This window comes from Arthrobacter sp. S2(2024), assembly GCF_036662515.1.
Taxonomy (GTDB): Bacteria; Actinomycetota; Actinomycetes; order Actinomycetales; family Micrococcaceae; genus Arthrobacter.
This window is the reverse complement of record NZ_JAYKZI010000005.1, coordinates 246,824-261,295: the sequence shown is the minus strand read 5'-3', so window position 1 is coordinate 261,295 and position 14,472 is coordinate 246,824. Positions and strand designations below refer to the sequence as shown.

Here is a 14,472-nt window from a genome sequence, read left to right as displayed (position 1 = left end):
AAAGGAACAAAAATGTCCATCATTACCGAAACCAAACTCGAATTCGCCAAGCTCGGATCCCGGATCGGCGCCGAAATCCGCGGCTTCGACCTCAGCGGCGATCTCTCCCCGGAAACCGTGGGGCAGATCCGGGCCGCGCTCAACGAACACAAGGCCCTCGTTTTCCGGGAGGCCAACATCCTCAGCGACGAGGCCCAGGTGAAATTCGCCAGCCATTTCGGCCCGCTCACTACCGCCCATCCGACCGTGGCCTCCGTGGAGGGCGAAGAGAACGTCCTGCCCGTGGACAGCGAGAACGGTTCCGCCAACAATTGGCACACCGACGTCACATTCGTGGTCAACCCGCCGCAGGCTTCCACTCTGCGCAGCATCGATCTTCCGTCCTATGGAGGCGAAACCCTGATTGCTTCTTCGGCGGGAGCGTACGCAGACTTGCCGGACGAGCTCCGGAACTTCGCGGACACGCTCTGGGCGGTCCACACCAACGACTACGACTACTCGGTGCCGAAGAACCTGGAACATGAGAACGCCGATGAGCGCCGCAAGGAATTCACCCGCATCAAGTTCGAAACCGCCCACCCCGTGGTGCGTGTCCATCCCCTGACCGGGGAGCGCGGATTGTTCATTGGGGGCTTCGCGCAGCGCCTTCGGATCGTGGGGCTGTCCAACACCGAGTCGAAGGACATCATCCGCTTGCTCCAGGCTTACGTCACCCGTCCGGAGAACGTGGTGCGCGTGAACTGGGAGCCGAACCAGCTGGTGCTCTTCGACAACCGCATCACCCAGCACTACGCGCCGGACAACTACGACGGCCAGCCGCGCAAGCTCAACCGAGTGACCATCGCCGGCGACATCCCGGTGGGCGTGGACGGCAAGCCGAGCCAGTCGATCCAAGGTGACTCGAGCACCTACTCAGTTGTCGCGCCGCTGTAGTAGCACGCATGTGCTGTTGTAGCTGCCTTAGCCCAACTAGCTCGCATTTAATGTCGTTTTCAGGGCTCATAACGACATCTAATGCGAGCTAGTTGGGTTTAACGCGCTTTAGGGGAGCTTGCTGCCCCGCGCAGCCACCCACAGGCCATACCACTCGGCGCGCGTCATGGCTGCGGCAACGGCGGCAGCGTCCGCGCAGGCAGCGATCCGCGCCGGGTTGGAACTGCCGAGCACCGGGGAAATGCGTGCCGGATGCTTCATGAGCCACCCCAACAACACGGCCTCGGGAGTGACACCCTTTCCTTCCGCAAACTCGGCGACAAGAGCGGCAGTCGCAGCGTCCGCGGCAGTCGGGGCATCCGGCGTCGAGCCCGTGTACCGGCCCTGGGCGAGGGAACCGTAAGCCTGCAGCTCAATCCCCTGCGCGACGCAGTGTTCCAAAGTGCCGTGCGGGAAACTGTAGCCGAGGGCATCATCATGGTTGACCAGGACCGTGCTCTCGAGCCATGCCCGCCGGTGCAGGCTCATTTCCAGCTGGTTGGCCACGATCGGCACCTCCAGCCGGTCCTGCAGGAAAGCGATCTGCGCGCCCGACATGTTGGACACGCCCAATTGCCGCACCTTGCCTTCCGCCATGAGCTGCCCGACGGCGGACGCCACCTCCGCGGGTTCCATCAGGGGGTCGGGGCGGTGGAGAAGCAGCACGTCGACGTAGTCGGTCCTCAGCCGGTCCAGGCTTCCATTGACACGCTCCAGGATGGCGTCCTTGCTCAGGTCGTAGTGTCCGTCGACCCCAGGCTGGCTTAGCCGGATTCCGCACTTGGTCTGGAGCTGGATCTTATCCCGCAGCCCCGGCGTCTGAGCCAGGACTTCACCGAAGACGGCCTCGGACTTGCCGGTGCGGTAGATGTCGGCGTGGTCGAACAGGGTGATCCCGATGCCGATGGCGGCCTCGATCGCGGCCGCGGCCTGCTCGATCTCGGCAGCTGCGTATTCGCTGCCCTCCCAGGGACCTCCAAGGCCCATGCAGCCGTAGATGAGCCGGCCCGCGGCTGTTTCACTTTGTGCAGTCATTTTCCAACTCTTTCACGTGCAACTGGCCCGCAGTTGTTGTCGTTTACAGCCTTCAAAACGACGTTAACTGCGGGCCAGTTGGGTAGGGGGTGCGGGTTAGCGGGTTAGACGATCCAGGCGGTCGTGTTTGCCGGGAGCTTGCCGCCGTCGAGCGGTGCGCTGCTCACGACGACGGTGCCTTCCGGAAGTGCCACCGGCTCGGTGCCGAAGTTCGTCACCGACTGCCAGCCGTTGGGCCGCGCGAAGTGCAGCACCGACTCGTTGCCGGAGGGGATCCATTCAAGGTCCTCGGCCGCCCGCAGTTCCGAACGCAGTTCCAGGGCCTTGCGGTACAGCTCGAGCGTGGAACCGGGAACGTTGTCCTGCGCCTCCACTGCGTAGCCCGCGAACCATTCAGGCTGCGGCAAGTGGGCATGTCCCTCGCCGAAACCGAACGAGGAACCTTCGCTGGTCCACGGCAGCGGGACACGGCAGCCGTCCCGGCCGACGTCCACTCCCGGGTTGCGGAAGAACGCGGGGTCCTGGCGCTGGCCGGCCGCGATGTCGCCGACTTCCTGCAGGCCAAGTTCTTCGCCCTGGTACAGGTACGCGGAACCCGGCAGTGCGAACATGAGCAACGAGGCTGCGCGGGCGCGGCGCAAGCCGAGCTCGGCGTCGACCTCGGCGGCCGAACCGCCGTCGAGCAGCCATTGCTTGCCGTCCTGGCCCAGGCCGTCCCGGCCGCCGCCCGCGGGCAGGCCGTAGCGGGTGGCGTGCCGAACGACGTCGTGGTTGGAGAAAACCCAGGTGGACGAAGCACCGGATGCCGCGGCCTCGCCGAGGTTCTTGGTGATAATCGTGCGGAACTGTTCGGCGTCGAAATCGGCCTGGAGGAGGTCGAAGTTGAACGCCTGGCCCAGTCCTTCGGGGCTGGCGTAGCGGGCGCGGCGGTCCGCGTGGACCCACGCTTCGGCGACGGCCGTCCGGGGCGGGTTGTACTCGTTGAAGACCTTGCGCCACTCGGCGTAGATCTCGTGCACCTCATCGCGGTCCCAGAACGGGTGCTCACCCAAGGCGTTTTCGCCTTCCTTGGGCAGCTCGGTCTTGGAGGGCAGGACCTCCGGCAGGTCCTTCGTGAGGGCATGGGCGACGTCGATGCGGAAGCCGTCCACGCCACGGTCGGACCAGAAGCGGAGGGTCTTCAGGAAGTCTTCACGAACCTCGGGGTTGTCCCAGTTGAAGTCCGGCTGCTCCTTCGTGAAGATGTGCATGTACCACTGTCCCGGGGTGCCGTCCGGTTCGGTGATGCGCTCCCAGGCCGGGCCGCCGAAAATCGAGTCCCAGTCCGCCGGGGGCAGCTCGCCGTTCTCGCCCAGGCCGTCGCGGAAGATGTAGCGTTCACGGGCAGCCGAACCCTTCGGTGACGCCAACGCTTCCTTGAACCATTCGTGCCTGTCCGAGGAGTGGTTCGGGACGATGTCCGCGATCAGCTTGATGCCCGCAGCGTGCAGTGCGGCCGCCATCTCATCGAAGTCTGCAAGGGTGCCCAGCTTGGGGTCCACGTTGCGGTAGTCATCGACGTCGTAACCACCGTCAGCCAGGGCCGAGGGGTAGAACGGGCTCAACCAGACGGCGTCAATGCCGAGGGATTTCAGGTAAGGAACCTTGGCGGTAATGCCCTTGATGTCGCCCAGTCCGTCGCCGTTCGCATCCGAAAAACTGCGCGGGTAGATCTGGTAGACAGCCGCTTGGCGCCACCAGTTGGGATCGGCCATGCGCTCGGAGTCGTTGTGAGTTGCCATGGTGGCGGTGGAGGACAAAGGGAATCCTGTTCTGTGTAGACGCTTCGATGGATGGGACTTTTATTTAGAATCTAAATTTAGTACCTCAAGTATTATGTGACGCATACCTACAGAAGGTCAACAGCCATGCCTGATATCGCGACTGCCACTCCGCAGATGCTCCGGCGGTTCAACGCGGCCACCGTGCTCGGAGTCATCCGTTCCTCCAACGCAGTGACCGTTTCGGAGCTGATGGACGCTACCGGACTGACCCGCGCCACCACCCTTTCCGTGTGCGAAGACCTCATAGCCCGGGGCTGGATCCGCGAGTTGGAGAACCAGCGCGATTTCGGCGCGTACCAGAAGGGCCGCCCCGCACGGCGCTTCGAACTCGACGAAAGTGCCGGTTGCGTCTTGGGGATCGACGTCGGCGTCCTCAAGACCACTGTGGTGGTGGCCGATCTGCGCGGAAAAACGGTCGGGCGGGCGAGCAAGCCATTCCGCGGAAGGGAGATCGAAGCGGAGGAACGGATCGGGGTGATCAGCCAAACCGCGCTGCTCGCCCTCGAGGCTGCCGGAGTGGCGCCGGACCAAGTCCTGGCGGTGACGGTGGGGCTCGCCGCCCCGGTGGGCCGCGACGGAAACATCCTCGTCAGCCAGCCGTTCTGGCGCCTGTTCGACGTCGGGCTGAAGAAGGCCCTGCACGATCTCCACGGATGGGAGGTAGTACTGGAGAACGATGCCAACTTGGCGGCATTGGGCGAATGTTGGCGCGGTGCGGGCGGCGGTGTCCAGGACCTGGCCGTACTCCTGGCCGGGGAGCGTTTCGGTGCGGGCCTGGTGGAATCCGGCCGTTTGCTGCACGGTACTGCCGGGGGCGCGGGTGAAATGGCCTATCTGGACATGGTGGAGGGCGTGGGCTCCGCCGACGGCCTCGCCGCGCTTGCCAGGCTATGGGCGGCAGAAGCCCTGGCGGGAGAGTCGAAAACGACGCTGCGGACCGCGGCCGCGCCGGGCGGCGAGGTGACGGCCCAACACGTGTTCGCCGCTGCGGCCCAGGGTGACAAGGTTGCGCTGGACATCCTGGACCGGCTCTCGGACCGGCTGGCCCGGGTGGTCTCGACGGTGGCCATTTTGCTCAACCCGGAACTCGTGGTGATCGGCGGCGCGGTGGCGGATTCGGCATCGGTCCTTCTTGAGCCTGCCGCCCGGAAGCTGGCCAGCTACACAGCCACTCCCCCGCGATTGGCCGCGTCCCCTTTGGGCGATGCGATTGTGGGTATCGGCGCGGTGCGCCATGCCCTGGACCGCGTGGAGAAGAACTCCTTGGATCTGGTGTTGCGGCGAGCCTAGGCTCTTCGACGGCTTGACCGGGTTTCCCGTCGGCGCACTCGTCGGCGTCCTAGGCGCCCGGGGCTATTCCGGCATCGCCATCGTGCGGAGGTCCAGCTGGCGCAGGACCCTGTCCGCGACCTCGGGATCCATGCCGGGCTCGCTCCGCGCGGCGACCACTTCCTGGCGCGCGGCGTCGAGGGCGATGGTCTGGACCGCGATCGCCAGTTCCCTGCCGCGCTGTCGCTTTTCGGCGTCCGACTCGTTCTTCAATGTCCCGTCAAGCAACTCGGCATGCAGGCGGGTCATCTTTTCCTTGACGAGGGCCACCTTGTCCGCCGGCAACTCCTTCATCAGATCGTGTTCCTTCAGTGCGGAGATGGCGGCGGTCTGGGCGCGCTTGGCCAGGAGCCGCGCGGCATCCTTTTCGTGCGAACCGTCTCCGGACGCCTTGAGCACGCGCATGAGCCACGGAAGGGTCAGCCCCGGCAGCACCAGGGTGGCCAGCAGTACCGCGCAGGCGATGACCAGGATCTCGTGGCGGGCAGGGAAGTCGCTGCCCTCTGCGATAGTCAGAGGAAGGGCCAAGGCGAGGGCCAGCGTCGCGAGGCCGCGCATGCCGCACCACGTCAGGATCAGGACCTCCTTGGGCGAGGCCGGCTGCAGCAGGTTTTTCCGCTTGCGGGCCGAGATTGCCAAAAGCCCGAGCCAAGCGAAGCGGACAACGAACACGAGCACGCACACCGCCACGGCGGGGCCGATCATGCCATATATGGCCGCCCCTTCGTCCCGGATCACATGCCGGATCTCCAGCCCCACAAGGCCGAACGCCAGGCCCTTGGCGAGAAGTTCCACCACGTCCCAGAAGGCGGTGCGGGTGACGCGCTCGGCGGCGTCCTGGGACCGCGCGTGCCGCTGCGTTTCGAGGGCGGTGACGACGACGGCGATCACTCCCGAGGCGTGCAGCTCTTCCGCAAGGATGTAGGCAGCGAAGGGAATCACCAGGGTCACAGCGCTGCGGGCCACCATGGAGGTGACCAGCTGGGTGATGAGCCTCGTCAACCAGCCCATCGCTATGCCGACAATGACGGCAAGGGCAGCACCGATGACGAATTGGAGCACGACGCCGGCACCCAGCTTGGTGCCGGAAACCGTCGCCGCCACCGCGGCCTGGAAGATCACGATCGCGGCGGCGTCGTTGAACAAGCCCTCGCTCTGCAGCACGGTGATGAGCCTGCGCGGCATGTGGACGCGTCCGGCAACGGATTCAACCGCGACGGGGTCCGGCGGGGCCACCATGGCACCGAGTGCGATCGCCGCAGGAATGCCGATCCCCGGAATCATGAGCCACGCGGCACCGGCAACAACCGCCGTCGATACCACGACGAGCGCCACAGCCATGAGCAGAAGCGTCCGCCACCGGACCCGGAAGACGGCCCAGGAACTCTTCTGGGCGGTTGCGAACAGCAGCGGCGGAAGGAAGATCGGGAGGATCAGTTCAGGCGCAAGATCAAAGTCCGGGAAGCCCGGAATGAAGGTCATAGCCGCAGCCAGCAAGAGCATCAGCACCGGGTACGGGAGCCGCAAGCGGTCCCCCAGGCCCACGGCCACGACCGTTGCAAGAAGCAGTCCAACAATGAGTGCCAACTGGTCCATGTTCCCGATTTCCCCAGACGTCGTAGCGGCGGCGTCCCGGGCGCCTGCCGAGGGACTAGCCTTACCAACATATCCCGGCAGTGCGCGGTTAGGACGCGGTGAGGGCCTCCACCACGGGCACCGAGCCGTCCCTGAACTCGATGGTGCGGCGGACAGTCTCGGGCAGTTCCAAGACGGCGGCAGCCACCAAGGCAACATTGGCCCGTGAAGTTTCCGTCCCGGTACTCGGGTCCGCGGGGCTTACCTCAATGAGCGCAGACCCCGGATTGCTGGTCAGCGCACCCGGGCCAAGGATCGTCCAGTCGAGATCAGTAGCGCGCAGGTACTCGTCCGCCGCGGCTTTGGCCTCCGCGTAGGCGTAGAAGCTGTTGTCCTCGGGAACGCCGTGGCTGGGTCCTGCGCCGAAGTAGGACACCATCACATAGCGGGCCACGCCGGATTGTGCCGCGGCATCCATCGACCGGATGGCGGCATCCCTGTCTACGGCATAGGTGCGTTCCGGATTGCCTCCGCCTGCCCCCGCGGACCACACCACGGCGTCGTGGCCGTCAAGCGCCGACGCGATCTCCGACGTCGTCGAATTCTCGACGTCGAGCACCACCGGGGCCGCACCCGTCACTTCGACCTCGGGCGCGTGTTCCGGATTGCGGATGAAGGAAGTGACCGCGTGACCTTCGTTGCTCAGGATGCGGGACAGGTGCAAGGCCACCTTGCCGTGGCCGCCGATGATTGCGATTCGACTCATGGACCCATTCTGTCGCAGTGGTCAAGCGCAGTGGCCAAGCCCGCCCGCAGACGGTGGATGAATTCCCGGAAAATCGCCGCTCCGCATTTGCGGAGCCCATTGCTGAATTCGTCAGTTCTCCGGACAAATCTGACTACTGATTACTAAGTAGACTTAGTTTAAACAAGATCGCCACCCTGCCAAAAGGCCGGAAGTCCGGGCCTTGGGGGCACCCGTCCCGACGCCGAAGAAGACTTGCGAGTGTTTGGTGGCCGGCCGGAAATAAAAGCAAGTGGCACCCACTCGTGTGGAGCGAATTACCCATTCCTACACTCAAATCACCTGCAGCAGGAAAAGGAATACCTCATTTCATAAATCTCATTGATGGACTTATCCAAATAACCGGGTTACATCCCGTTGATGGATCTCTTCGAAATGGGCGGAAATGAGGGCTTCCTCAGTGCTGCGCATTTAAGCAAAAGGGTCTCAACGAGCGCCATCCCCTGCGCCTGCGTATCACTTCCCGGGGCCGCCAACCGGCCGGCCCCAGAAACGATGAGCTACGGGGATTCGACATGTATCAGCAGGAGTACAGACACGGCGGGATCAGTGGAGGCAGCGTCCTCGCCCTGATATCCGCGGGGGTAAGAACTGTCACCAGGTACAAGGCATCAATAGCCACTTGGGCAATTGTGGCGGTGGTCGCCATTGCGGCCGTGACGATGCAGAACTACACACAGGTCCTCGCCCCAGGCGCGAGCGCTGCAAACGCCACGCACGTCGGTTCGGGAGCCGGGATTGCCGCACCTTCCCCGGCGGTTGCCAGTCCGACGCCGGTTGACAGTCCCACGCCGGCACCGGCACCAGCCGCTGTCGCGCCGTCAGCTCCTGCAGCGGCGCCGGTCGCAGCCGCTGCTCCACCCGCTCCTGCTCCTGCGCCTGCTCCGGCGCCCGACACGAACGCCTACACGGTGGTCAGCGCCGACACCGTTGGCTCGATAGCCGCCCGATTCGGCGTCGACGTCGATGCGATGCTGGCAGCCAATGGGCTCAGTGCGTATTCCGTGATCGTGCCCGGCCAGGTGCTGAAGCTGACCGGGCCGCCGGTTGACGCGGCTCCGGCACCCGCTCCGGCACCGGCCCCCGCTCCGGCGCCTGCGCCCGCGCCTGCTCCGGCTCCGGCTCCGGCTCCAGCTCCGGCGGTGCGGACCATCTATGTTGCGGGCTCCGGCGGCCAGGCGGCTGTGGACAGTTGCATTGGCCCGATCCATTTCACTCCGACGGACGCCTATTCGCTTTTCATTACAGAACATGATTTCTGCGGCGGGTGGGCACGATTCTCGGGTATCGGCGTCGGCGAGACGGTGAGCATTCCCGGTTACGGCACATACACCGTGACAGCTCGCGGCCAGGTGCCCCAAGGCGGGACGACAAACAACGTCGCAGCAGTATTCGGCGGCTTCCCCCGGGCGATACTGCAGACGTGCATCCCGGGCACCAACCAGATGCTGGTCATCGCGCTGAACTAAGGGCGCTCCCGTCGGCGCGGGCTGGGCGAGCGCCCTTCCTGACCCTCTTTGAATTTTAGAAGGCCCCGTAGAGGGCGTGTCGTCGGGGTGTTGCGCGGGATCGCTTCTCAAAGAAGGTCAGGAAGGGAGGCACCCGGACTCCCTTCCTGGCTGAAAAAGCAGGCCGGAAGCTGAACGCTTCCGGCCTGCTTCTGCAAGGGTGGGCTTTCGATCTTCCCCACAAGACCTCGCTCAACAACCTCCGGTTTGGGAGACTGGATCAAGACCTGAGATTGGGGCGAACTTGGACGGACAGCAATGGATCTGGGTTGCGACGGTGCTGGTCGTCGCGGCGATAGTAGCCATTGTCATGGCCTTTGGCCGCCACTGACAGTCGCCGGTTGGTCGCGAATGCGTGCCGGACCTGGCCTTTCCGGACGGGCTCCGGCATCGTGGCCCGGAAGTGCCCGTGGCTCCGGGCGCGAGAGCTTCCTGTACTTCCGCTTCGAGCGCCACAGCACGAGCAGGTGGAGCGAGCACATCAGCACAACTGTGATGCCAACGAAGACCACAAGGTCAATGAGAAAGCGGCCAAAATCCACGAGCAGGGATGCCTTTCGGTCCGGACAACCTCCTGATCGTAGCTTGAGATGGCCGACAGACGAAACCGGCCCAATACAGGGTGAACCTCAAGGAAACACTAAGAAAAGATCAAGATTTCACTAAGACTGTCAGCTCGCGCGCCAACCAGGCGCCACATGCTTATGGAAGAATCTGTCTTGTTCAGGTAACTGAGGCCCCGGCCGTGATCTTCAAGAAGCGCCGCCACCTGAGGATTGGGGGACACCCAAGTGGCGGCGCTTCTAAAAACTATCGGCAGGCTGCGCGCGCTCTCAGCTTTTCAGCAGGATCTTTACGAAATCTTTACGGCAAGTGCCCAGCAAACTTGCGGGCTTCGCGAAGGCACAGGGCAGGCTTCACTGGCCGGCGGATGGGCTCCGGAGCGGACGGCTTCATCACCAAGCCCTTCCGTGCGCGGGAGATGCGGGCCAGTATCGCGCGATGACGCGCCGGCACCTGCGCCCTGCACGCCCACCCAATGGGTTTCGTTCGTCGCTGCCTGGCAGGAAACTCAATCGAGGAAGACACTGAAGGGCCACCGGCATCACGGCCGATGACCCTTCAGGCTGTCCTGTGATTTGGAGCTAGGCGGGGACGTCGAACCGCTGGCCTTCCGGCTTGGACGGCAGGATCATGAAGACGAGCAGCGCCAGTCCACCGAGGAACGGGACGAGGCCGATCAAGATCATCCAGCCACTGAAGTTCACATCGTGGAGGCGGCGGACAGTGAGGGCCAGAGACGGGACGACGACTGCCAGACCCCAGATGACCAGGAGGATGACGCCGACCATCGCCCCGGGACCCGGGACCATAGCTCCGGAGTCATTGACGGTGGCACCCGCGGAGCCAGCTACGGACATGACGATGTTCAGCACGGTGGTGACGACAACCGAGATGAGGGTCCACCACCAGTACTCGCTACGGCTGGCCCGGCCGGTGAACGTGGCGTACTTCTTGAAGAACCGGCGTGCCGCCTCGCCGATCGGTGCACCATAGTACGGGGCCCAAAGCGGAATGGCGCTGCCAAACTGGGTGGTTTGTTGCTGCTGGTACGACAATGGATCTCCTAAATAGACGAGTAAGTTCGAGGGTGATCGCGAGTTACGACGCGCCGTACCCACGTTGAGTTCCGTGCATAGGACTTGGACATCTTCGAAGGGCGCCGCCGCCTGAGAATTGGGGGAACCACAGGCGGCGGGCCATCTTTCTAGATGCGCACCACCCGAGAATTGGGGGAAACCTCAGATGGCGGCGCGTCCGAAACTATCGGCAAGTAGCGCCATTTCGTCACGATCTTTACGAAATCTTTACGGCAAGCACCCAGTGGCCTTGTGGCTACCGCCCAGATTTCTCCTCTAATTCACTTGGACCAACACCGGGCTGGGCCGGCCTAAGATGCGGGGGCGGGGGCTCCAAACGCGCGGAGGCCGTTGTTCGGTGTGCGCCGCGGGAGTGGTTACACCTTGGCGTCCATCAGCTAGCGCCGAAAACGAAAAACCCCCGGAATCTCGCGGATTCCGGGGGTTTTACTTGGTAGCGGTGGGGAGGCTCGATCTCCCGACCTCACGATTATGAGTCGTGCGCTCTAACCAACTGAGCTACACCGCCACGAATGAGAAAAACCTGCGTCAAGCCGGTCAAAAACCGCCTTGACACAGGCCCTCATTCAGAGCCCCCCACCGGAATCGATCCGGTGACCTCGTTCTTACCAAGAACGCGCTCTACCACTGAGCTAGGGGGGCAACGAGTAAATACTCTACCGGACGATTTCGCAGGCCACAAATCGGCTGCGGGACAGGGAAAAACGGTGCCGACACAATTTGCATCCGCCCCGTTTTCTTGGGCAGGAAAGGGTCCGAATCAGGGCAGTCGGAGCACTTGGCCAGGGTAGATGTGGTCCGGGTTGGGCACGGTGTCCGCGTTCACGGCGATCAGGGCACCCAAGTCAACCCCGAACTGCAAGGCGATGCCGCTGAGGGTATCGTCGGCCTCCACTACGACTTCCGTGACCGGCCCTGCGTTGGCGGCGGAAGCACCGGCGTCGGGCAGTGCGGGGCCGGGCGCCACGGGAGCCTCCACTGACGGCTCCGGAACCGGGCTTTGGACCGTCTCCCCCGTTGAGGCTTCAGCGGCCTCCTGTGGGGCCTCAGACGGCCGTCCAGTCGGCTTGTGTTCGGCCTTCTCGAAGCCGAGGTTCTTCTTCAACCCATCGAGGAATCCCATGAACCTAGCTTTCCACAGCCGGGCAAGCGCGGAACCTGGGCGGGCGTTAAAGTGGGGCCACCGTTAAACGGCCAGAGGCCGGCTCGAAAGCCGGCCTCTGACGAGAAACCAGGAACTAGTCCTGTTTACCACTTACCCTTGCGGTTGAAATCGCGGTTGCCCGCGTCGCCACCAGTGCGCGGCTTGCGTGCGCCGCGGTCGGCGTAGCTGCCCGTTCCGGTACCGGCGCTGCTGCGCTCGCTGTAGGAACGGCCGCCGCGATCAGCGGAAGTGCGCTCGCCACCGGAGTAGCCGCCACGGTCGCCTTCAGTCTTACGGAACTCCTTCTTGAAGCCACCGTTGCCCTTGAAGTTTCCGCCACGGTCACCACCGGAGTAGCCACCACGGTCGCCGCCGCGGCTGCCTCCGGAGTAACCGCCACGCTCGCCGCCACGGTCAGAGGCCGGCTTGCGGCCGTTGTCCAGCTCGAGGTGAATCAACTCGCCGCCGATCCGGGTGCGGGACAGGGCACGCAACTGCTCGGGGCTCAGGTCCGCCGGGAGCTCCACCAGGGAGTGGTCCGAGCGGATGTCGATGCCGCCGATCTGTGCCGAGGAGATGCCGCCTTCGTTGGCAATGGCGCCAACGATCGAACCCGGCATGACGCGCTGGCGGCGTCCGACGGCGATCCGGTAGGTGGCGTTGCCCTCCGTCAGGGCGCGGGTCGGGCCACGGGAACCGAAGCCGTCCTTGGAGCGCTCGCGCTTCTGGAATTCCGGTGCAGCCGGCAGTTCCTTGACCAGGAGCGGCTGGCCGCCCTGTGCCATGACGGCCAGTGCAGCTGCGATCTCCGAAGCCGGAACGTTGTGCTCCTCTTCGTAGGAAGAGATCAGGTCGCGGAACGCGGCAACGTCCTCGGACTCGAGGGTCTCCGTGATCTTGTCCGCGAACTTGCCAAGGCGCAAGGTGTTGACCGTCTCGGCAGTGGGCAGGTGCATCTGCTCAACCGGCTGGCGGGTGGCCTTCTCGATCGAACGCAGCAGGTACTTCTCCCGCGGCGTCATGAAGAGGATGGCGTCGCCGCTACGGCCTGCACGGCCGGTACGGCCGATTCGGTGGACGTAGGACTCGGTGTCGTGCGGGATGTCGTAGTTGACCACGTGGCTGATGCGCTCAACGTCAAGGCCACGGGCCGCGACGTCGGTGGCGACCAGGATGTCGATGCGGCCTTCCTTCAGCGCGTCGACAGTCCGTTCGCGCTGCTGCTGCGGAATGTCGCCGTTGATGGCGGCGGCCTGGAAGCCGCGGGACTTCAGCTTGTCAGCCAGGTCCTCGGTAGCCATCTTGGTGCGCACGAAGGCGATAACGCCGTCGAACTCTTCCACCTCGAGGATGCGGGTCAGGGCATCGAGCTTGTGCGGGCCCATGACCTGCAGGTACCGCTGGCGGGTGTTGGCGCCGGTGGTGGTCTTGGACTTGACCGAGATCTCGGCAGGGTTGTTCAGGTACTGCTTGGACATACGGCGGATCTGGCCCGGCATCGTGGCAGAGAACAGCGCAACCTGGCGGTCTTCCGGGGTCTGCTGGAAGATCTGCTCAACGTCCTCGGCGAAGCCCATGCGGAGCATTTCGTCGGCTTCGTCCAAGACGAGGTACTGCAGCTCGGACAGGTCCAGGGAACCCTTGGAGATGTGGTCGATAACGCGGCCCGGGGTACCCACAACAACCTGTGCACCGCGGCGAAGGCCAGCAAGCTGCGGGCCATAGGCGGAGCCACCGTAGACAGGGAGAACCGTGAAGTCATCGATGTGCTTGGCGTACGAGGTGAAGGCCTCGGCAACCTGGAGCGCAAGCTCGCGGGTCGGAGCGAGGACCAGTGCCTGCGTCTTGCGGGACGGGCCGTTCAGGTCGTGGAGTTCGGCCAGGCGGGACAGTGCCGGTACTGCGAATGCTGCAGTCTTACCGGTGCCGGTCTGGGCGAGGCCGACGACGTCGCGGCCTTCGAGCAGCAGCGGAATGGTTGCTGCCTGGATCGGAGACGGCTTCTCGTAGCCGACGTCCTGCAGGGCCGCAAGGACGCGGGGGTCGATTCCGAGGTCGACGAAGCGGATGCCCTCTTCCTCTTCTTCGACAGGCGATTCGGCCGGAACCGCAGCCGGGGCCTTGGCGGAAGCCTCGGCGGGTGCCTCGGCCGGGGCCTCAACGGGCGCTGCAGCCTCGATGAACTCAGCGGCGGGTGCGGCGGTTTCGGCGGGTGCGGTTTCGGCGATCTCGACGGCGGTCTCTGCTTCTTCAGCAGACTCGGCGACGAACGGGTCGTTCAGGTTTTCGGGCATAGGGGAAAGTTTCCTCATCCATAGGGGGCCAGTCGGCGCGGCCCGGTTGGGCTTGGCCGCAGTACACGTTGCGGGCAAAAGAACCCGAAGGCTCTGGTGCTCGCAAGAAGTCCGGCGCTGTCGCAATCCCATGGCAGGACTTCCCGCTGCATCTCTTGGCTGCTATCTCAGCAGTCTGTACAGCGTTTTCTTCGCCCGGCTCTCCCTATGAAACTGCCCACACACATTTTGCGGGCCCCAACACTGACCAGTCCTGCCTCAAGAATTGGGCAGGAAAAAGGGATTTCCGGAGTGGGGGATAGTTCTAGTGTAGGGCACAGATTGGT

10 protein-coding genes and 2 tRNA genes are annotated in these 14,472 nt (G+C 64.2%); 3 read left to right on the top strand and 9 right to left on the bottom strand.

Annotated elements, in window-relative coordinates; all coding sequences use genetic code 11:
* The first annotated feature begins 12 nt into the window (after nt 1–12).
* A complete protein-coding gene (locus VLA65_RS13400; RefSeq protein ID WP_284991051.1) occupies nt 13–933 on the top strand; it encodes a TauD/TfdA dioxygenase family protein in 921 nt (306 codons plus the stop codon).
* A gap of 108 nt (nt 934–1,041) precedes the next feature.
* On the opposite strand, the gene VLA65_RS13395 is transcribed toward VLA65_RS13400, so the two are convergent.
* Entirely contained in the window at nt 1,042–2,007 is a 966-nt protein-coding gene (locus VLA65_RS13395; RefSeq protein ID WP_332602788.1) for an aldo/keto reductase, read from the bottom strand.
* A gap of 104 nt (nt 2,008–2,111) precedes the next feature.
* Nucleotides 2,112–3,806: a glycoside hydrolase family 13 protein gene (locus tag VLA65_RS13390; RefSeq protein WP_306959003.1), complete on the bottom strand. Its 1,695-nt coding sequence runs from the start codon at nt 3,804–3,806 to the stop codon at nt 2,112–2,114.
* 108 nt (nt 3,807–3,914) lie between these two features.
* Here VLA65_RS13390 and VLA65_RS13385 point away from each other — a divergent pair, with 108 nt between their 5' ends.
* Nucleotides 3,915–5,120, top strand: coding sequence for an ROK family transcriptional regulator (locus tag VLA65_RS13385; RefSeq protein WP_332602787.1), 1,206 nt, complete (start codon nt 3,915–3,917; stop codon nt 5,118–5,120).
* A gap of 63 nt (nt 5,121–5,183) precedes the next feature.
* Here VLA65_RS13385 and VLA65_RS13380 read toward each other — a convergent pair whose 3' ends face one another.
* Together VLA65_RS13380 and VLA65_RS13375 are read right to left on the bottom strand one after the other, a co-directional pair.
* A complete protein-coding gene (locus VLA65_RS13380; protein WP_332602786.1) occupies nt 5,184–6,755 on the bottom strand; it encodes a Na+/H+ antiporter in 1,572 nt (523 codons plus the stop codon).
* Nucleotides 6,756–6,843: 88 nt separating this feature from the next.
* Nucleotides 6,844–7,500: an NAD(P)H-binding protein gene (locus VLA65_RS13375; protein ID WP_332602785.1), complete on the bottom strand. Its 657-nt coding sequence runs from the start codon at nt 7,498–7,500 to the stop codon at nt 6,844–6,846.
* Nucleotides 7,501–8,054: 554 nt separating this feature from the next.
* Between VLA65_RS13375 and VLA65_RS13370 the strand changes: the two genes are divergently transcribed.
* Entirely contained in the window at nt 8,055–9,008 is a 954-nt protein-coding gene (locus VLA65_RS13370) for a LysM peptidoglycan-binding domain-containing protein (protein ID WP_332602784.1), read from the top strand.
* A 1,184-nt stretch (nt 9,009–10,192) separates the two neighbouring features.
* Here the strand turns inward: VLA65_RS13370 and VLA65_RS13365 are convergent.
* The 5 genes from VLA65_RS13365 to VLA65_RS13345 form a co-directional block, all read right to left on the bottom strand.
* Entirely contained in the window at nt 10,193–10,666 is a 474-nt protein-coding gene (locus VLA65_RS13365) for a DUF805 domain-containing protein (RefSeq protein WP_332602783.1), read from the bottom strand.
* A 473-nt stretch (nt 10,667–11,139) separates the two neighbouring features.
* Nucleotides 11,140–11,216, bottom strand: a tRNA-Met gene (locus VLA65_RS13360).
* Nucleotides 11,217–11,278: 62 nt separating this feature from the next.
* A tRNA-Thr gene (locus tag VLA65_RS13355) sits at nt 11,279–11,350 on the bottom strand.
* Between the two features lie 118 nt (nt 11,351–11,468).
* Nucleotides 11,469–11,831 (bottom strand): LysM peptidoglycan-binding domain-containing protein, encoded by a 363-nt coding sequence (locus VLA65_RS13350; RefSeq protein WP_306959009.1) that lies wholly within the window; start codon nt 11,829–11,831, stop codon nt 11,469–11,471.
* A 125-nt stretch (nt 11,832–11,956) separates the two neighbouring features.
* Nucleotides 11,957–14,146, bottom strand: coding sequence for a DEAD/DEAH box helicase (locus tag VLA65_RS13345; protein WP_306959010.1), 2,190 nt, complete (start codon nt 14,144–14,146; stop codon nt 11,957–11,959).
* Nucleotides 14,147–14,472 lie beyond the last annotated feature (326 nt).

Bases quoted from the DNA above. Each gene is read 5' to 3' on its own strand.
- VLA65_RS13400 (WP_284991051.1), top strand. From the start codon at position 13: ATGTCCATCATTACCGAAACCAAACTCGAATTCGCCAAGCTCGGATCC.
- VLA65_RS13375 (WP_332602785.1), bottom strand. From the start codon at position 7,500: ATGAGTCGAATCGCAATCATCGGCGGCCACGGCAAGGTGGCCTTGCAC.
- VLA65_RS13380 (WP_332602786.1), bottom strand. From the start codon at position 6,755: ATGGACCAGTTGGCACTCATTGTTGGACTGCTTCTTGCAACGGTCGTG.
- VLA65_RS13370 (WP_332602784.1), top strand. From the start codon at position 8,055: ATGTATCAGCAGGAGTACAGACACGGCGGGATCAGTGGAGGCAGCGTC.
- VLA65_RS13350 (WP_306959009.1), bottom strand. From the start codon at position 11,831: ATGGGATTCCTCGATGGGTTGAAGAAGAACCTCGGCTTCGAGAAGGCC.
- VLA65_RS13385 (WP_332602787.1), top strand. From the start codon at position 3,915: ATGCCTGATATCGCGACTGCCACTCCGCAGATGCTCCGGCGGTTCAAC.
- VLA65_RS13345 (WP_306959010.1), bottom strand. From the start codon at position 14,146: ATGCCCGAAAACCTGAACGACCCGTTCGTCGCCGAGTCTGCTGAAGAA.
- VLA65_RS13395 (WP_332602788.1), bottom strand. From the start codon at position 2,007: ATGACTGCACAAAGTGAAACAGCCGCGGGCCGGCTCATCTACGGCTGC.